The 17,011-nt window shown below is 70.5% G+C and carries 16 protein-coding genes, 1 pseudogene and 1 riboswitch; of the genes and pseudogenes, 10 read left to right on the top strand and 7 right to left on the bottom strand.

Translation table 11 applies throughout. The features are described from left to right. Nucleotides 1–138 precede the first annotated feature (138 nt). From AB5J73_RS08780 to AB5J73_RS08760, 5 genes are all read left to right on the top strand, one after another. Nucleotides 139–1,242, top strand: coding sequence for a PrsW family intramembrane metalloprotease (locus AB5J73_RS08780; RefSeq protein WP_370973014.1), 1,104 nt, complete (start codon nucleotides 139–141; stop codon nucleotides 1,240–1,242). A 90-nt stretch (nucleotides 1,243–1,332) separates the two neighbouring features. Further along, nucleotides 1,333–2,292, top strand: coding sequence for a Rossmann-like and DUF2520 domain-containing protein (locus AB5J73_RS08775; RefSeq protein WP_370973012.1), 960 nt, complete (start codon nucleotides 1,333–1,335; stop codon nucleotides 2,290–2,292). Further along, on the top strand, nucleotides 2,289–3,194 hold the full coding sequence (gene panC / locus AB5J73_RS08770) for a pantoate--beta-alanine ligase (protein WP_370969209.1): 906 nt from the start codon (nucleotides 2,289–2,291) through the stop codon (nucleotides 3,192–3,194). The genes AB5J73_RS08775 and panC overlap by 4 nt, the downstream gene beginning before the upstream one ends. Nucleotides 3,195–3,203: 9 nt before the next feature. Beyond that, complete coding sequence (gene panD / locus AB5J73_RS08765) at nucleotides 3,204–3,698, top strand: aspartate 1-decarboxylase (protein ID WP_370969208.1); 495 nt, start codon at nucleotides 3,204–3,206, stop codon at nucleotides 3,696–3,698. 5 nt (nucleotides 3,699–3,703) lie between these two features. Continuing rightward, nucleotides 3,704–4,483, top strand: a complete 780-nt coding sequence (locus tag AB5J73_RS08760; protein ID WP_370969207.1) for a type III pantothenate kinase — start codon at nucleotides 3,704–3,706, stop codon at nucleotides 4,481–4,483. A 479-nt stretch (nucleotides 4,484–4,962) separates the two neighbouring features. On the opposite strand, the gene AB5J73_RS08755 is transcribed toward AB5J73_RS08760, so the two are convergent. From AB5J73_RS08755 to AB5J73_RS08745, 3 genes are all read right to left on the bottom strand, one after another. Beyond that, on the bottom strand, nucleotides 4,963–5,367 hold the full coding sequence (locus AB5J73_RS08755) for a DUF6640 family protein (RefSeq protein ID WP_370969206.1): 405 nt from the start codon (nucleotides 5,365–5,367) through the stop codon (nucleotides 4,963–4,965). Between the two features lie 33 nt (nucleotides 5,368–5,400). Next, nucleotides 5,401–5,715: a multidrug efflux SMR transporter gene (locus AB5J73_RS08750; protein WP_370969205.1), complete on the bottom strand. Its 315-nt coding sequence runs from the start codon at nucleotides 5,713–5,715 to the stop codon at nucleotides 5,401–5,403. A 27-nt stretch (nucleotides 5,716–5,742) separates the two neighbouring features. Beyond that, a riboswitch (guanidine-III (ykkC-III) riboswitch) is annotated at nucleotides 5,743–5,807 on the bottom strand. Between the two features lie 25 nt (nucleotides 5,808–5,832). Further along, a complete protein-coding gene (locus AB5J73_RS08745; RefSeq protein ID WP_370969204.1) occupies nucleotides 5,833–6,585 on the bottom strand; it encodes a methyltransferase domain-containing protein in 753 nt (250 codons plus the stop codon). A gap of 76 nt (nucleotides 6,586–6,661) precedes the next feature. Between AB5J73_RS08745 and lysS the strand changes: the two genes are divergently transcribed. Both lysS and AB5J73_RS08735 read left to right on the top strand, forming a co-directional pair. After that, nucleotides 6,662–8,173 carry a lysine--tRNA ligase gene (gene lysS, locus AB5J73_RS08740; RefSeq protein WP_370969203.1) on the top strand — a complete coding sequence of 504 codons (1,512 nt, stop codon included), beginning with the start codon at nucleotides 6,662–6,664 and terminating at the stop codon, nucleotides 8,171–8,173. A 147-nt stretch (nucleotides 8,174–8,320) separates the two neighbouring features. Beyond that, nucleotides 8,321–8,671 carry an Lsr2 family protein gene (locus AB5J73_RS08735; protein WP_086858523.1) on the top strand — a complete coding sequence of 117 codons (351 nt, stop codon included), beginning with the start codon at nucleotides 8,321–8,323 and terminating at the stop codon, nucleotides 8,669–8,671. Between the two features lie 117 nt (nucleotides 8,672–8,788). On the opposite strand, the gene AB5J73_RS08730 is transcribed toward AB5J73_RS08735, so the two are convergent. Next, nucleotides 8,789–9,649 (bottom strand): DUF6597 domain-containing transcriptional factor, encoded by an 861-nt coding sequence (locus tag AB5J73_RS08730; RefSeq protein WP_370969202.1) that lies wholly within the window; start codon nucleotides 9,647–9,649, stop codon nucleotides 8,789–8,791. A gap of 34 nt (nucleotides 9,650–9,683) precedes the next feature. Between AB5J73_RS08730 and AB5J73_RS08725 the strand changes: the two genes are divergently transcribed. Further along, nucleotides 9,684–10,250, top strand: coding sequence for a TIGR03086 family metal-binding protein (locus tag AB5J73_RS08725; protein ID WP_370969201.1), 567 nt, complete (start codon nucleotides 9,684–9,686; stop codon nucleotides 10,248–10,250). Between the two features lie 96 nt (nucleotides 10,251–10,346). Here the strand turns inward: AB5J73_RS08725 and AB5J73_RS08720 are convergent, their stop codons facing one another. Continuing rightward, nucleotides 10,347–11,171, bottom strand: a complete 825-nt coding sequence (locus tag AB5J73_RS08720) for a (2Fe-2S)-binding protein (RefSeq protein ID WP_370969200.1) — start codon at nucleotides 11,169–11,171, stop codon at nucleotides 10,347–10,349. Between the two features lie 369 nt (nucleotides 11,172–11,540). Between AB5J73_RS08720 and AB5J73_RS08715 the strand changes: the two genes are divergently transcribed. After that, entirely contained in the window at nucleotides 11,541–14,099 is a 2,559-nt protein-coding gene (locus AB5J73_RS08715) for an ATP-dependent Clp protease ATP-binding subunit (protein WP_370969199.1), read from the top strand. 219 nt (nucleotides 14,100–14,318) lie between these two features. Continuing rightward, nucleotides 14,319–15,461, top strand: a pseudogene (locus AB5J73_RS08710) (Hsp70 family protein); the annotation flags it as partial. A gap of 37 nt (nucleotides 15,462–15,498) precedes the next feature. Here the strand turns inward: AB5J73_RS08710 and AB5J73_RS08705 are convergent. Both AB5J73_RS08705 and AB5J73_RS08700 read right to left on the bottom strand, forming a co-directional pair. Further along, nucleotides 15,499–15,960, bottom strand: coding sequence for a YbaB/EbfC family nucleoid-associated protein (locus AB5J73_RS08705; RefSeq protein ID WP_370969198.1), 462 nt, complete (start codon nucleotides 15,958–15,960; stop codon nucleotides 15,499–15,501). Further along, nucleotides 15,953–17,011, bottom strand: coding sequence for a hypothetical protein (locus AB5J73_RS08700; RefSeq protein ID WP_370969197.1), 1,059 nt, complete (start codon nucleotides 17,009–17,011; stop codon nucleotides 15,953–15,955). The genes AB5J73_RS08705 and AB5J73_RS08700 overlap by 8 nt, the downstream gene beginning before the upstream one ends.

Here is a 17,011-nt window from a genome sequence, read left to right as displayed (position 1 = left end):
GGCCTGGTGTGGGCGGCGCGCCGAGGGGCGAGGTGGCGTTCCTTCTCCTGTCCGGTCTGCGTAGGGTGACCGCCTGTGAGCGGAACCCTCTCGCCCGCGACGGGACTCGACCGTGGCCGGCGGCCTCGCCGGATCACCGTGCTGCTGCCGGTGTTCGGGCTGATCGTGGTGGCCCTGTGCGGCCTGTTCCTGTTCGGGCTGGCCACCGCGCGGGTCGGGCCGCTCGCCGTCACCATCGGGGTGCTGGCCGCGCTCGTGCCGGTCGCCGGGGTCGTCGCCGGGTTCCTCTGGGTGGACCGGTGGGAGCCCGAGCCCGCGAAGTTCCTGCTGCTCGCCTTCGCCTGGGGTGCCTGCATCGCCACCATCACCGCGCTGCTCATCAACACCACCGCCGAGGCGGTCGGGGAAGAGCTGCTCGGGACCGGCAACGGCAACACGCTCGCCGCGCTCGTGTCGGCCCCCGTGGTCGAGGAGGCCGCCAAGGCGCTCTTCGTCGTGCTCATCGCGTGGCGCCGCTCCAGCGAGTTCGACGGCGTCGTGGACGGGGTCGTCTACGCCGGGTTCAGCGCCGCCGGGTTCGCCTTCACCGAGAACATCTACTACTTCGGCCGCGCGTTCGCCGACTACGGCTTCGGCGACGGGCACAGCCAGGGCGTCATCACGGCGTTCTTCCTGCGTGGCGTGCTCGCGCCGTTCACGCACCCGCTGTTCGCGGTGCTGACCGGCATCGGGATCGGCATCGCCGCGCGGACGACCACCAAGGCGCTCAAGTTCGTCGCGCCGATCGCCGGCTACCTGGCCGCCGTCTGCCTGCACGCGCTGTGGAACAGCGCCGCGCTGCTCGGCGGGTCGAAGTTCCTCACCGTCTACTTCCTGATCATGGTGCCGCTGTTCCTCGGCGTCGTCTACCTGGTCGTCCTGCAGCGGCGGCGGGAGCAGCGGATCATCGCCGCCGCGCTGCCGCACATGGCATCGGCACGCTGGATCGCGCCGTCGGAGGTCGATCTGCTGGCCAGCCTGCCCGGGCGCCGGGCGTGGCGGCGGCAGGCGAAGCGGCAATCCGGGAAACGCGCTGCCCGCGCCGTCGCCGTTTACCAGGCGAGCGTGACCGAGCTCGCCTTCCTCGACCGCAGCGAACTGCACAGCGACACCGACCGGCAGCGCCAGCAGGAGCTGCTGCGCACGTTGAAGGCCGCTCGCGCGGAGGCGACGCGCCTCGCCGACGAGGCCGCTCGCGGGTGAACCGGTCCGGGTGAAGCTGGTCACCCGGGTTCAACCCTTCGCGCTTAATCGAGTTAGTCTCGCGCCGTTCGTCCGGTACCCGGAGCGGGACTGGAACGAGAGCAGAGGGAGTCTGCCAACCATGAGCGTCCACAGGCGCACGCCATGATGAGGCCCGCCCGCCTCGCGGTCGGCGTCGTGTCCGCCGGCCGGGTGGGCAGTGTGCTCGGCGCCGCGCTGGCCCGGGCGGGACACACCGTCGTCGCCGCGTCCGGCCTGTCCGCGGCGTCGCTGGCCAGGGCCGAACGCCTCCTCACCGACGTGCCCATCCTGCCGCCCGACGAAACCGTCGGCCGGGCGGACCTGGTGCTGCTCGCCCTCCCCGACGACGCGCTGGCCGGGATGGTCCGCGGGCTCGTCGCCACGGGGTCGCTGCGGCCGGGTCAGATCGTCGTGCACACCTCCGGCGCGCAGGGCATCGGCGTGCTGGCCCCCGCGGCCGAAGCGGGGGCGCTGCCGCTCGCGCTGCACCCGGTGATGACGTTCACCGGCCGCGAGGAGGACCTCGAGCGGCTGGCGGCGTGCAGCATCGGCGTCACCGCGGCCGCGGACGACGAGGCGGCCTGGAACGTCGGCGAGGCGCTGGCGGTCGAGATGGGTGCCGAGCCGGTGCGCATCCCCGACTCCGCGCGAGCGCTGTACCACGCTGCGTTGACCCACGGCGCGAACCACCTGATGACGCTGGTCGCCGATTGCACGGAAGTCTTGCGGGAGGCGGGAATCGGGCATTCCGAACGCCTGGTCGCACCGTTGCTTTCGGCGGCGTTGGATAATGTGCTCCGACACGGCGACCGCGCGCTCACCGGCCCGGTCGCGCGTGGCGATCTCGGCACCGTCCGCAAGCACCTCGCGGTGCTCGCGGACCGGGCGCCGGACGTGGCGCCGGCCTACCGGGCGCTGGCCAAGCGCACGGCAGCGCGTTCCGCGGCTGCCGGGCTGCTGGACACCGCGGCCGCCAAAGACCTCACCGAACTCCTCGACGATCCCGCCGAAGGGCAGCAAGACCAGTGACCACACCGAAATTCACCCGCGGCACGCTGAACGCGTTCGCGCCGCCCGAGCACGTCAGCCAGGTGAGCCGGGCGCTGCGCGCCGTCGGCCGCAAGGTCGCGCTCGTGCCTACCATGGGCGCGCTGCACGCCGGGCACCGCGAGCTGATCCGCCGTGCGAAGCGGCTGCCCAACACCGTCGTGGCCACCTCGATCTTCGTCAACCCGCTGCAGTTCGGCGAGGGCGAGGACTTCGAGGCGTACCCGCGGCCCCTGGACGCCGACCTGGCCGTGCTGGCCGAGGACGGCGTCGAAATCGCGTTCACCCCGAGCGCCGACGCCCTCTACGCCGACGGCGCCGCGGTGACCGTGCACCCGGGCCCGCTCGGCGACGAGCTCGAGGGCGTCGTCCGCCCCGGCCACTTCGCGGGCGTGCTGACCGTCGTGGCGAAGCTGTTCAACCTGGTGCGCCCGGACTACGCGTTCTTCGGCGAAAAGGACTACCAGCAGCTGGTGCTGATCAAGCGGATGGTCCGGGACCTGAACATCGACACGCGCGTCATCGGCGTGCCGACCGTGCGGGAACGCGACGGGCTGGCGCTGTCGTCGCGCAACGTCTACCTGACGCCTGAGCAGCGCGAAGACGCCGTCGTCCTGTCGGCCGCCCTCACCGCGGGGGCGTTCGTCGGCCGGGACGGGGCCGACGCGGTCCTCGAGACCGCGTGGAAGACCCTCGCCGCCCGGCCGGCGGTGGAGGTGGATTACCTGGAGTTGAGGGGAACCGACCTCGGGCCCGCGCCCGTCGACGGTGAGGCACGACTGTTGATCGCGGCCCGGGTGGGGAGTACCCGGCTGATCGACAACGCCCCGGTGCTGCTCGGCAAGGCCGTCGAGCACCCGGAGCGGCTGGACGCAGGGGAATAGGAGTCCACGATGTACCGCACCATGCTCAAGTCGAAGATCCACCGGGTCACCGTGACCCAGGCCGACCTGCACTACGTCGGTTCGGTGACGGTCGACGAAGACCTGATGGAGGCCGCGGACCTGCTGCCGGGGGAACAGGTGTCCATTGTGGACGTCACCAACGGCGCCCGGCTGGAGACCTACGTCATCAAGGGCGAACGCGGCAGCGGCGTGCTCGGCATCAACGGCGCGGCGGCGCACCTGGTGCACCCGGGTGACCTGGTCATCCTCATTTCGTACGGCCAGATGGACGACGCCGAGGCCGCGACCTACGAACCGCGCGTGGTGTTCGTCGACGCGGACAACCGGATCGTCAACCGGCACAGCGACCCCGGCTACGCGCCGGAGGGTTCGGGCCTGCTCAGCGGCACCGTGACGCTGCCGGACGACGAGACGGCGGTCTTCCCGGTCGCGGAGACGGCGGACGCCCGCCGCCTCGACGCGTTGCTGCACGCGGAAAGCTGACCCGCTTGCTGCTCACCGTCGACGTCGGCAACACGAACATCGTCCTGGGGCTTTGGTCCGGTCAGTCGCTCGTGGGCGACTGGCGCATGCGCACGGACGCGCGCATGACGGCCGACGAGCTGGCGTTGACGGTGCGCGGCCTGCTGGGCCCGCACGCGGATTCGGTGACGGGCATCAGCGCGCTGTCGACGGTGCCGGCGGTGCTGCGCGAACTGCGCGTGATGCTGTCGCGGTACTACGCCGCGGTGCCGAAGATCGTGGTGGAGCCGGGGGTCCGGACCGGCGTGCCGCTCCTGGTGGACAACCCGAAGGAGGTGGGCGCGGACCGGCTGGCGAACACGCTGGCCGCGCACCACCTGCACAGCGGCACGGCGTGCGTGGTGGTCGACTTCGGGACGTCGACCAACGTGGACGCGATTTCGGCCAAGGGCGAGTTCCTGGGCGGGGCGTTCGCGCCGGGGATCGAGATTTCGGTCGACGCGCTGGCGTTGCGCGCGGCGGCGTTGCGGAAGGTCGAGCTGGTGCCGCCGCGGTCGGTGATCGGGAAGAACACCGTGGAGTGCCTGCAGTCGGGGATCCTGTACGGGTTCGCCGGGCAGGTCGACGGCTTGGTGAAGCGGATCGCGCGGGAGCTTTCGCCCGGCGGCGTGGACCCGGTCGCGGTGCTGGCGACCGGCGGGCTGGCGCCCCTGGTGATCGGGGAGTCGGAGACGATCACCGACCACGTGCCGGACCTGACGCTGCTCGGGCTGCGGCTGGTCTACGAGCGGAACATCCGTTCCTGACGGCGGTTGTCCACAAGTCGGTGGGGGTGTGGATGAACCGGCTGTGTGCGTGGTTTTCGCGGGTTTTTGGCGGGGGTGGCCGATACGCTGGAAGCGGGGGAGCCCCCAAGGGAGGGCGGGCCGCGGTCGGGGCGTCGTGGGGTGCTGGTCTGGCGCAGACTGCCGCAGTCGGGCGGGTTCCGACGTCGGGCGGGTTCTCGCGCAGACCGCCGCGGTCCGGCGGGTTCCGGTGCTGTCTGGTGCAGTCCGGCGGAGACTCCGCGGTCCAGCGGGTTCCGGTGCAGTCCGGCGGAGACTCCGCGGTCCGGCGGGTTCCGGTGCAGTCCGGCGCAGACCGCCGCAGTCCCGTGGGTTCCGGTGCCGGTCAGGCACAATCCGGGGCGGTCCAGCGGCCCGAGCGGGCGGACCGAGGTCGCGAATGACTCATTCGGGACCTCCAACGCCCCCAATGAGTCATTCGCGACAGCCGCGGCCGTCGGTCAGCCCCGGGCCAGCCTGCGGCGCTCGAGCACCCACCCGAGCGCCGTAACCGCCAGCGCCGGGAAGGCCACCTTCGCCTGCGGGAACCGCGCGTTCCCCGGGGGATCGACCGCGCGAGATCCCGGGTACGCCAGCGCCGAAATCTGCGTCACCCAGTACAGCGACGCCAGCACGGCCCCCGCGTCGAGACCGGTCCGGCCCGAAAACGGCCGCCACAGTTGCCACAAGCTGGTGGCGCCCAGTGCCAGTCCGAGGCTCATCGTCTGGCCGTTGTGGAACTTCGCGTGCGGTGGCCACGCGGGGTTGTACACGTGGGTCTCGTTCCAGTCGGCGCGGTACGGGCCCACCGCCGTCAGAAGGGAAGTCAGCGAGATCAGCGCTCGCCCCAAGGGTTTCCGGCTCATCGCGCCAGTATCGGACCTCGACCTTGATCGAGGTCAATGCAGCAGTTTCAGCCCCACGACACCCGCGACGATCAACACGAGGCAGGTGATCCGCGCGGCCGTTGCCGGGTCGCCGAGGGCGAGCATGCCGTACGTCACCGTGCCGATCGTGCCGATGCCGACCCAGATCGCGTAACCGGTACCGAGCGGAATCTCCCGGAGTGCGTACGCCAGGCCGCCCATGCTCAGCGCGAGCGCGAGCACGAACGTCACCGTGGGAACCGGGCGGGAGAACCCCTTGGACGCGCCGAGCGCGGCCGCCCAGATCGTTTCGAACACTCCGGACAGGACGAGGACGAACCAGGACATGACGAGCCTTTCGCAGTGTGTGGAACCACTGCGCCGTCTTGTCCTGACCGGGTACGACGCGCTCGTCCGGGGCCGCCGCGGACGCGGGGCCACTTCCGAAGCTAGCACGCGGTAAAGCTACCGGCGACGGGTGCGCAGTCCCCACGTGATCAACGGCAGGTCGAACTCGCCGTTCGCGGTCGCCGGATTCGCGGCGAGAAACTCGCGAAGCCGCGTCAAGAGCGCCGACGACTCAGCCGGGTCCGAGACGATCACGAGGGAATACGTCGCGATCGTTTCCACCAGGCTCTCCGCCGTGCGCCGTTGCACATGGTGAAACCGTTCGTCTTCGAACGGCTCGAACGCCGGGTGCGCCACCGCCCGCAAATCGTCGGTCGAAGCCGGCTTGCGGGCGCCGTCGCGGCCCAGTTCGGTGAACTCCGCCACCCACGGCACCGATTCGTCTTCGTAGTTCCACAACGGCACCAGCACGCCACCGGGGCGCAGCACCCGCCCGATCTCCGTCATCGCGGCCGGTACGTCGAACCAATGGAACGCCTGGCCGACGAACACCGCGTCGACCCCGGCGTCGGGCACCGGAATCCGTTCCGCCCGGCCGGGCAGCGACGTCGCCGACGGCACCCGCCGCGCCAGTTCCGCGCGCATTTCCGCGTCGGGTTCGACGGCGGTGACGTCGAGGCCGAGCGCGGTGAGGCCGAGGGTCAGTTTGCCCGTTCCGGCGCCGAGATCGAGGACCCGGCGCGGGGTTCCGGTGGCCCCGGAAAGGCCCCACTCGATCGCTGCCCGCGGGTAATCGGGCCGGTGCTCGGCGTACGCGGCGGCCCGGCTGCCGAAGGAAGAAGCCCGGCGGGCGCGTGTGGGATCACTCACCGGGCCAGGTTAATGGAAGGAAAGTAAAGGTAATCCGGTTGGCGTAGCGCGCGGCGGGGTTCGTACCCTATGGGCCATGACCGAAAACCCCGCTTCCACCAGCGAGCCCGCCGAAGACGAACTGCCGGAGCAGATGCGGGTGCGCCGGGAGAAGCGCGACCGGATCCTCGCCGAGGGCATCGATCCCTACCCGGTCGAGGTACCCCGCACGCATTCGCTGGCCGAAGTGCGCGCGGCGCACGAAGGGCTGCCCGTCGACACCGCCACCGGCGAGGTCGTCGGCGTCACCGGCCGGGTCATGTTCCTGCGCAACACCGGCAAACTCTGCTTCGCCAGCCTCCGCGAGGGCGACGGCACCGAGCTGCAGGCGATGATCAGCCTGGCGAAGGTCGGGGAAGACGCGCTGGCGGCGTGGAAGGCCGACGTCGACCTCGGCGACCACGTGTTCGTGCGGGGCGAGGTCATCACGTCCAAGCGCGGCGAGCTGTCCGTGATGGCCGACGCCTGGCGCCTCACGTCGAAGGCGCTGCGCCCGCTGCCCAACGCGCACAAGGAACTCGCCGAGGAAACGCGGATCCGCCAGCGCTACGTCGACCTCATCATGCGCCCGCGCGCGCGGGACGTCGTGCGCACCCGCGCCGGCGTGGTCCGGTCGCTGCGGGAGTCGTTCCACCGCCGCGGGTTCACCGAGGTCGAGACGCCGATGCTGCAGACGCTGCACGGCGGCGCCGCGGCCCGCCCGTTCGTCACGCGGTCGAACGCCTTCGACATGGAGCTGTTCCTGCGGATCGCGCCGGAGCTCTACCTCAAGCGCTGCGTCGTCGGCGGCATCGAAAAGGTCTTCGAGATCAACCGCAACTTCCGGAACGAGGGCAGCGACTCTTCGCACTCGCCGGAGTTCGCGATGCTCGAGTACTACGAGGCGTACGCGACTTACGACACCAACGCCGTGATGACGCGGGAGCTGATCCAGGAGGCCGCGCAGGCCGTGCTGGACACCCAGGTCGTCACGCTGCCCGACGGTTCGGAGTACGACCTCTCCGGCGAATGGACCACACTCGGAATGTACGAGTCGTTGTCCGATTCCCTCGGCGAAGAGGTGACGCCGGAGACGCCCGCCGCCAAACTGCACGGATTCGCGCAGGCCAGGGGCCTCGAAGTGGACCCGAAGCTCGGGCACGGGAAGCTCGTCGAGGAACTGTGGGAACACCTCGTCGGAGATCACCTGCACGCACCGACGTTTGTCCGTGATTTTCCGCTGGAGACGTCGCCATTGACGAGGCAGCACCGCTCGCGGGCGGGGGTGGCCGAGAAGTGGGACCTCTACGTGCGCGGATTCGAACTCGCCACCGGATACTCCGAGCTGGTCGATCCGGTCGTCGAACGGGAACGGCTCACCGAACAGTCGCTGCTGGCCGCGCAGGGTGATAGCGAAGCCATGCGGCTGGACGAGGATTTCCTGCGGGCCCTGGAGTACGGAATGCCCCCGAGCGGCGGCGTCGGAATGGGGATCGACCGGCTGCTCATGGCGCTGACCGGGCTCGGTATCCGGGAGACGATCCTCTTCCCGCTGGTACGTCCGGAATAACCCGCCCGTGTGAGGATAGCGGTCAGTTATCGCATAGAGATTTGCGCTGCACTCCCGGAGCGGGTACTAATGTTCTAGACAAAGTCTTCTGTCCCCGGGGCTCGCCCCGTCACCAGATCATTGAGTAAGCCCCGCAGGAGGAAACAGATGGCGCAGAAGGTGCTCGTCTCGCTGGTCGACGACCTGGACGGCAGCGAGGCCGAAGAGACCGTCGAGTTCGGTTTGGACGGCGTCAGCTACCAGATCGATCTCTCCTCGGAAAACGCCGAGGAGCTGCGGGACGCCCTCGCCCAGTATGTCGAGCACGCGCGTCGCGCGGGCGGCCGCAAGCGCGCTTCCGTGCGTCCGGTCTCGGGCAAGGGATCGGCCCGCCCGGCCGCGGTCGACCGCGAGCAGAACCAGGCCATTCGCGCTTGGGCGCGCAAGAACGGTTACGCGGTTTCGGACCGGGGCCGGATCCCCTCCGAGGTCGTCGAGGCCTACCACAAGAAGAACTGAGGAACGTTCACCTCGGGTGGGGTCGCTGACCAGCGGCGATCCCCGCACCGGTTCGACGACTTCTTCGACGCGGGCTTTCAGCGGTGGCCGCCGGGCGAATTCGCCCGGCGGCTTTCTTCATGTCCGATCTCTGTCCGGTTCGGTCGCGCGCGCCCTTCGGGCGTACTCGGCAGGCGACTGGCCGGTCACCGTCCGGAAATCGCGGATGAAGTGCGACTGGTCGCTATAGCCCAGTCGAACCGCCAGTCCGGCGTAATCCGGTTGTCCTTCCGTGACCAACCGCTGCGCAGCGTCGTTGAGGCGGTATATCCGGATCGCCCACTTGGGCGGGCAGCCGACGTGTTCGGCGAACAGCCGCTGGATGGACCGGGTGGTTAGTCCAGTATCCGCGCACAGTTGCACCACCCGGGTAATTCCCGGATCACGCGCGATTGATTCCACCGCATCGGCGGCTTGTCGCGCGGCCGGGGAGAGCCGTACCGGATTTGCGATCAGCAAGTTGTCGATCGCACGGACCATTTGCGCGTCGTCGGCCGCCGTGCGCACCGATTCCGCGGCCCGGGTGGCCGCCGGCCCGAAAACGTCCGTGAGCGGGACGGATCGGTCGGCGATGTCACTCACCGGGCCGCCGAGGAACGCGCGGAAGCACCCGGGCCGGAAACGCACGCCCAAGCCCTGCACGCGGCCCGACAACCGGTGCGAAAAGACGTCGTGCGCCGGCCCGAAGACGCCGGAGCCGCCGGCCGCGCCGGGGAAGAACGTCGCGTGCACCGCGAGGTTCGGCAGCACCCGCTGCTCGTACGGTGGTTCGCCGCGGCGGTCCCAGCGCAGGACCCAGTGGTAGTCGACGAAGTCCGCCAGCGCGGGTGCGGGTGGGTGCCTGGTCAGCGTGAACATCGTGCGCGCGGTGGCCTCGGCCACGATGCCGCGCGGGATCCGGTGCGCCACGGTCACACGGTAGCTGTCGCGTTCGTCCAAGACGGGACGGCGGGCACCGGCTTTGCTCTCCGGCATGACTGCCGAGCTGCTGCGGCCCGCCGCGGCCGAATTCCTCCGGGTCGCCACCGCGGTGACCGAGCTGACCGCGCCGACGCCGTGCGCCGGGTACGACGTCCGCGGGCTGCTGAACCACCTCTTGTACTGGGGCCCGTGGCTGCTGGCCGCGGGCCGGCGCGAGGACCCGCCGCCCGGCGGCGCCGAGGCCGAGTCGGCGCTGGTCGGCGAAGACTGGCGCGCGGCGCTGGAGAAGCAGACCGAGACGCTCGTGGACGTCTTCGGCACGCCGTCGGCGTGGACCGGCGTGACGGCGCTGGGGACGACGCAGCTGCCGGCCTCGGTGGTCGGCGACATGGTGCTCGGCGAGTTCGTGCTGCACGGCTGGGACCTGGCCCGGGCGAGCGACCAGGAGCTCGCTGTCGCACCCGAAGCGGCGACGGCGGTGTACGAGTCCGCGGTGCTGATGGGCGAGCAGGCACGCTCGATGGGCGTCTACGGGCCCGAGGTGCCCGTGCCCGCCGAGGCGTCGGCGCTGGACCGGGCGCTGGGCGCTTCGGGCCGCAACCCGTTCTGGACGCCCTGACCGACGCGCCCCAATGTGGCGTTGGTTGCGTCAGACGCACCGAACGCCACATTGGGTGCGCTGGACGCACCGAACGCCACATTGGGGTGCTCTGGGTCAGCGGGAGCAGGTGCGTGGGCAGCCGTCGCACTCCGACTCGGCCGGGAGCAGGTAGGAGAAGCAGCAGCTCTCGCGGCGCCGCGTCCACTCGCGGTGGCCGTCGGGGCCCTCCGCCAGGCGCAACGTCGACGCCGACGTCAGGGGCGGGTAGCGCGCGTCGAGGACCAGCGCCGCGTCGGCGACGCCCGCGCCCTCCGCTTCCGGCGTGCCGCCCTGGCGGCCCGCCCACCACAGCGAGTTCTCCAGCGCGTCCGTCGCCGCCGCCCAGAGCATCCGCTTGCCGAGCCTGCTGACCGGCGCGTACGCCCGGACGAACTGGGCCGCGTGAGCCAGGTAACGCGCTCGCAGCACTGCCGCCAGCGCGCGCTCGTCGCGCACCACGGTGGCCTCCGGGCGGGCGGAACCGGGGTCGGTGGGCAGGCAGTGGAACGCGTCACCCAGCACGGCCATGCCGTCGGGGTGCGGGCGGTCGTCGGCCAGCCGGAACGCCAGCTCCACCGGCTTCAGCGACGGCACCCGGCGCTCGTGGTGCAGCAGCAGCGCGCCGACGTACGCCGGGACGTGCAGATACCACGTCATCACCCAGCTGGCCGTGGTCCGGGGCGGCGTCGCGTCGTGCTCGCGCAGCAGCCAGTCGCCGAGCAGGCCGCGCCACTCGTCGAAGTACGCGGGCGTCTCCAGCAGCTCCGAGCAGCGGATCCAGCCCGCCGGGACGTCGCGGCGCAGCTCGGTGCGCTCCTGGCGGCCGGAGACCCGCCGCAACGACGACGCGAGGCCGTCTCCGACCTCGCGTGCGTCGCTGAAGGACCGCTGCTGGTTCAACCGCGGCCCTCCTCGCAGCCGTAGTGGATTAGGCGTGCCTAACCTTACAGGCAGACGGCGACTGCGCCAATCGGGTGGCGCCGTGATCCGGCACTCCCAGGTTGCGGACTGTTCGCGGTGAGCGGACACCGCGCGGATGGCGGAATCCGGGCGGCCGTCCGCACGTTGGGCTTGACGTAAAGGTGCAGGGCAACATGAAGATGGGAGCACCCGGGAGATGCCACGTCCGGGTGCGGAAAAGGCCACTGTCAGCCGTAGTGGTACGCCAGCGCGACCACTTGGCTACTAGAGTGGTCTCACGGTGCTGAATCCATCGCGGTGAAAGCACGATGGAAACGGGCCGCCGGCGCAGCAGTCGAGGGAGTGCACATGTTTGAGAGGTTCACCGACCGCGCGAGGCGGGTGGTCGTCCTGGCTCAAGAAGAGGCCAGGATGCTCAACCACAACTACATCGGCACCGAGCACATCCTCCTGGGTCTGATCCACGAGGGTGAGGGTGTCGCCGCCAAGGCGCTGGAGTCGCTGGGCATCGCCCTGGAGGGCGTGCGCCAGCAGGTCGAAGAGATCATCGGCCAGGGCCAGCAGGCGCCGAGCGGGCACATCCCGTTCACGCCGCGCGCCAAGAAGGTGCTGGAGCTGTCGCTGCGCGAAGCGCTGCAGCTCGGCCACAACTACATCGGCACCGAGCACATCCTGCTGGGCCTGATCCGCGAGGGCGAGGGCGTCGCCGCGCAGGTGCTGGTCAAGCTGGGTGCGGACCTCAACCGGGTCCGCCAGCAGGTGCTGCAGCTGCTCTCGGGCTACCAGGGCGGCAAGGAGTCCACCGAAACCGGTTCCGGTCGCGGTGAGGGCACCCCGTCGTCGTCGCTGGTCCTCGACCAGTTCGGCCGCAACATGACCGTGCTCGCCCGCGAGGGCAAGCTCGACCCGGTCATCGGGCGCGGCAAGGAGATCGAGCGGGTCATGCAGGTGCTGTCCCGCCGGACCAAGAACAACCCGGTGCTCATCGGCGAGCCCGGCGTCGGCAAGACCGCCGTCGTCGAGGGCCTCGCGCAGAGCATCGTCAAGGGCGAGGTGCCCGAGACGCTCAAGGACAAGCAGCTCTACACGCTGGACCTGGGCTCCCTGGTCGCCGGCTCCCGCTACCGCGGTGACTTCGAAGAGCGCCTGAAGAAGGTGCTCAAGGAGATCAAGACCCGCGGCGACATCATCCTGTTCATCGACGAGCTGCACACGCTGGTCGGGGCGGGTGCCGCCGAGGGCGCGATCGACGCGGCTTCGATCCTGAAGCCGATGCTCGCCCGCGGTGAGCTGCAGACGATCGGCGCGACCACGCTCGAGGAGTACCGCAAGTACATCGAGAAGGACGCCGCCCTCGAGCGCCGGTTCCAGCCGATCCAGGTCGGCGAGCCGTCGCTGGAGCACACGATCGAGATCCTCAAGGGCCTGCGCGACCGGTACGAGGCGCACCACCGCGTCTCGATCACCGACTCGGCGCTGGTCGCCGCCGCGACCCTGGCGGACCGGTACATCAACGACCGGTTCCTCCCGGACAAGGCGATCGACCTGATCGACGAGGCCGGCGCCCGGATGCGCATCCGCCGGATGACCGCGCCGCCGGACCTGCGCGAGTTCGACGAGAAGATCGCGAACGTGCGCCGCGACAAGGAGTCCGCGATCGACGCGCAGGACTTCGAGCGCGCCGCCCGCCTGCGTGACGAGGAGAAGACCCTCCTCGGCCAGAAGGGCGAGCGGGAGAAGCAGTGGAAGGACGGCGACCTCGACGTCGTCGCCGAGGTCGACGACGAGCAGATCGCGGAGGTGCTGGCCAACTGGACCGGCATCCCGGTGTTCAAGCTGACCGAGGAGGAGACCACCCGGCTGCTGCGCATGGAGGACGAGCTCCACAAGCGCATCATCGGCCAGGAGGACGCGGTCAAGGCCGTCTCGCAGGCGATCCGCCGTACGCGCGCCGGTCTGAAGGACCCGAAGCGCCCGTCGGGCTCGTTCATCTTCGCCGGCCCGTCCGGTGTCGGTAAGACCGAGCTGTCGAAGGCGCTGGCCTCGTTCCTGTTCGGCGAGGACGACGCGCTCATCCAGATCGACATGGGCGAGTTCCACGACCGCTACACCGCTTCGCGGCTCTTCGGTGCCCCTCCGGGCTACGTCGGCTACGAAGAGGGCGGGCAGCTGACCGAGAAGGTGCGGCGCAAGCCGTTCTCGGTGGTCCTGTTCGACGAGATCGAGAAGGCGCACCAGGAGATCTACAACACGCTCCTGCAGGTGCTGGAGGACGGCCGCCTGACCGACGGTCAGGGTCGCACGGTCGACTTCAAGAACACGGTCCTCATCTTCACGTCCAACCTGGGCACGTCGGACATCTCGAAGTCCGTCTCGCTCGGGTTCGCCGGGTCCAACGACACCGGCACCCGGTACGAGAAGATGAAGCAGAAGGTCAACGAGGAAATGAAGAAGCATTTCCGCCCGGAGTTCCTGAACCGGATCGATGACATCATCGTGTTCCACCAGCTGACGCAGGAACAGATCATCATGATGGTCGACCTGATGATCGGCCGGGTCGAGACCCAGCTCCGCGCGAAGGACATGGAGCTGGAGCTGACCGAGAAGGCCAAGTCGCTGCTGGCCAAGCGCGGCTTCGACCCGGTGCTGGGCGCGCGGCCGCTGCGCCGCACGATCCAGCGCGAGATCGAGGACCAGCTGTCGGAGAAGATCCTCTTCGGCGAGGTCGAGCCCGGCCAGATCATCCTGGTCGACGTCGAAGGCTGGAGCGGCAACCCGGAGGACAAGGACGACCAGGCCCGCTTCACCTTCCGCGGTGAGCGCAAGCCGTCGTCGGTCCCGGACGCCCCGCCGGTCAGCATCGGCGCGGGCCACGAGGAGCAGGGCGGCGAAGCCGAAGGCGAGTGATCGGCTGAGCAGCACGTGAGAAGGGCGGTTTCCCCGGGTCCGGGGAAGCCGCCCTTTCTCGTGCCGCCCGCAACGTCATGAAAGGGTCGTTCACCTCGTCAGACGTCATGAACGACCCTTTCATGACATCCTCGCGGCCCGGCACAGGGCCTGCGCCTGATCAAGGGGGTCTCCTCCGCGCGTGAGACGATGCCCGCGGGCCTTGGGAGGGGAATCCGCGTGGATGTGCTGGCGATCGACTTCGGGACTTCCAGCACCGTCGGTGTGCTCTCCGCCTTCGGGCGGGGTCCGCGGGCCGTCGAGGTCGACGGGTCGGTCACCACGGCCTCCGCCGTCTTCCTCAACGACGACGGCCTGCTAGTCGTCGGTCAGGAGGCCGAGCGGCGCGCCCGGCTCGATCCCAGCCGGTTCGAACCCCATCCCAAGCGCCGCATCGACGAAGGCGTTCTGCGGCTCGGGGACACCGATGTCCCGGTCACCGATGCCTTCGCCGCCGTGCTGCGCCGGATGCGGGAGGAAGCCGAGCGGCAGTTGCAGCGGCCCGCCGGGCAGACGCGGATCTCGCACCCCGCCGGGTGGGGTGCCGCTCGGCAGGAGGCGATCAGAACCGCTGCCGCCAAAGCCGGGCTCGCCGATGTGCGGCTGATCCCCGAACCCGTGGCCGCCGCCGCGCACTACGCGAGTCTCGGGAACTCCGGGGCCGGGCCGATCGGGGTCTACGACCTCGGGGCCGGCACCTTCGACTGCGCCGTCGTCGGGGTGAACCGCCAGGGGTTCGCCGTGCTCGCCGAGGACGGGCTGCCGGATCTCGGGAGCCTCGACATCGACCAGGCGCTGCTCGTGCACATCGGGCGCGCGGTGTCGCACGCCGATCCCGCGCAGTGGCAACGGCTGCTGCGCCCGCAGACCACCGCCGAGCGGCGGGCGCGGCGGGCGCTCCTCCAGGACGTCCGCGACGCCAAGGAAAGCCTCTCGCGGCACGCGCAGACCCACGTCCCCATGCCCGAGCCGTTCGGGGACGTCCTCGTCAGCCGGGACGAGCTCGAGGCGCTCGTGCGGCCCAGCCTGCTGCGCAGCGCCGAACTGCTCGGGGCGACGATCCGCCGCGCCGGGCTCGTGCCCGCGCAGCTCGCCGGGATCCACCTCGTCGGCGGGCCGAGCCGGATGCCGTTGCTGGCGGCGCTGCTCGGGCGGCAGCTCGGGGTCCGGCCGACCACGCAGCACCAGCCCGAGACGGCCGTCGCCTTCGGGCTGCACCACGTTCCGCTCGGCACCTCGGACCTCACCGTGCCCGCGTTCGCGCCGGTCCGGCCGCCGCCGTGGCAGCGCGTCGCCGGGCCACCACCGAACCGCCGGACGCCGTGGTGACGGACCCGGCGCAAGTCCACAGTGGACTCGCTCACCAGGCTTGCTCGAACCGCATGCCCTTGCCGTAGTAGTCGTCGTCCGGCACCGGTCCGGACGGCGGTGGCGCGGCAGCGGGCGCGTCCGACGACCGGTCCTTGAGCACCGTGCCGTCTTCCGTGCGGGGCGCGGCCGGCGGGGCGGCGACCGGAACCGGTGCCGGCTCGAACTGCACCCGCCAGCGCAGCCGGTCCATCAGGTAACCGCCACTTCCCAACGGTGCCAGCAACTGCCCAGTCCGCTTCGCCGACTCGCGTTGCGCTTCGACGTACGTCCGCAGGACGGCGTCCGCGATCTCGGCGGGCGACATCCCCGAGACGGCGTCGGTGAGCCGCAGCCGGGTCAGCACGCCGTCGGTGTTGACCGACAGCGAAACCGAGCCGTCGTCGGACGTCGCCGTCGCCGACAGCGCGGAAAGCTCGGCCAGCAGGGCGTCCCGGTCCGGGCGGTCAGCCATCCAGCCTCCCGGCGTGCGTCGCGCCGCTCGACACCTGGCCGTCGGGCGCGATGTCGACGTTCGCGTCGCGGACGTTCTTCTCGGTCTGGCGCGAAGTGTGGTCGGTCTCGAAGTTCGACGGGTCGAAGCTCGACCCCGGGCTGACGTCCGGCGCGTCCGGGATCTTCGGCAGGTCGACGGCCTCGTCGCCGATGCGGTCCGCCAGCGTCCGCGCCGCGTCCTCGGCGCCACCGCGGATCTTGCCCGCGCTCTCGGCGAAGCTCTGGTACAGGTCGAACGCGTTGTCGCCGGTGATCTCCGCCTGGTTGGCCACGACGGCGGTGATCGCGCCGCCCGCGGCGTTCCCGGCGATCAGCGCACCGTTGGCCGCGGTGAACACCGACGCGCCCGCGACGGCACCCGCGCCGGCGGTCGCCACCGTGAGCAGCCCGGTGACCGCGCCCGCGAACGTCGCCGCCAGCACCTTCGACATCGCCGCTTCGCGCTTGCGCTCCTGCGACTTCTGGTAGTCCTCGGCCGTCTGCTTGAACGTGGACCCGAGGTTGTTGAGGTCTTGGCGGGCCGACGCGATCGCTTCGCGCGCCGCGACGATGTCGCTCTCCAGCACCGTGATCTTGGTTTCGACTTCGGTGAAGGCGTCGGCGAGCTCGTTCAGGTAGGCCTTGACGGCGTTCGCCGCGGAGCCGCGCCAGACGTCGAGGAACTGCCGGGCGTCGTCGAGCTTCGGCTTCGAGTCGCGCTGCAGCGCCTTCCAGACGGCGTCGTGCTTCATGATCAGGCTCTGCAGGCCGTCGGCCGACTCGTGGTCGATGTCGGCGTCGGAGAACTCGCGGTAGACGCCGGCGGTGTCGTCCTGCATCTGCTTGAACCCGGCGTCGTCGCTGCCCATGCCGAAGATCCAGTCGGTCATCCGCAGGATCTCGAGCGCGTCGAGGGCGTCGTTCGCGCCCTCCTTCAGGTCCTCGGAGACGCCTTCGAGCAGTTCCGCGCGGCGGTCGTCGCCGCTGGACATCGGCTGGGCGTCGAGCCCGGAGTCGAAGTAGCCGTCCAC

This window comes from Amycolatopsis sp. cg9, assembly GCF_041346945.1.
Taxonomy (GTDB): Bacteria; Actinomycetota; Actinomycetes; order Mycobacteriales; family Pseudonocardiaceae; genus Amycolatopsis.
Note: the sequence above shows the minus strand (reverse complement) of the source record. Positions and strands in the feature narration are given on the sequence as shown.

Coding starts and splice junctions, on each gene's coding strand:
- panD (WP_370969208.1), top strand. CDS start 3,204: ATGTACCGCACCATGCTCAAGTCGAAGATCCACCGGGTCACCGTGACC.
- AB5J73_RS08755 (WP_370969206.1), bottom strand. CDS start 5,367: ATGAGCCGGAAACCCTTGGGGCGAGCGCTGATCTCGCTGACTTCCCTT.
- AB5J73_RS08750 (WP_370969205.1), bottom strand. CDS start 5,715: ATGTCCTGGTTCGTCCTCGTCCTGTCCGGAGTGTTCGAAACGATCTGG.
- lysS (WP_370969203.1), top strand. CDS start 6,662: ATGACCGAAAACCCCGCTTCCACCAGCGAGCCCGCCGAAGACGAACTG.
- AB5J73_RS08735 (WP_086858523.1), top strand. CDS start 8,321: ATGGCGCAGAAGGTGCTCGTCTCGCTGGTCGACGACCTGGACGGCAGC.
- AB5J73_RS08725 (WP_370969201.1), top strand. CDS start 9,684: ATGACTGCCGAGCTGCTGCGGCCCGCCGCGGCCGAATTCCTCCGGGTC.
- AB5J73_RS08715 (WP_370969199.1), top strand. CDS start 11,541: ATGTTTGAGAGGTTCACCGACCGCGCGAGGCGGGTGGTCGTCCTGGCT.
- AB5J73_RS08705 (WP_370969198.1), bottom strand. CDS start 15,960: ATGGCTGACCGCCCGGACCGGGACGCCCTGCTGGCCGAGCTTTCCGCG.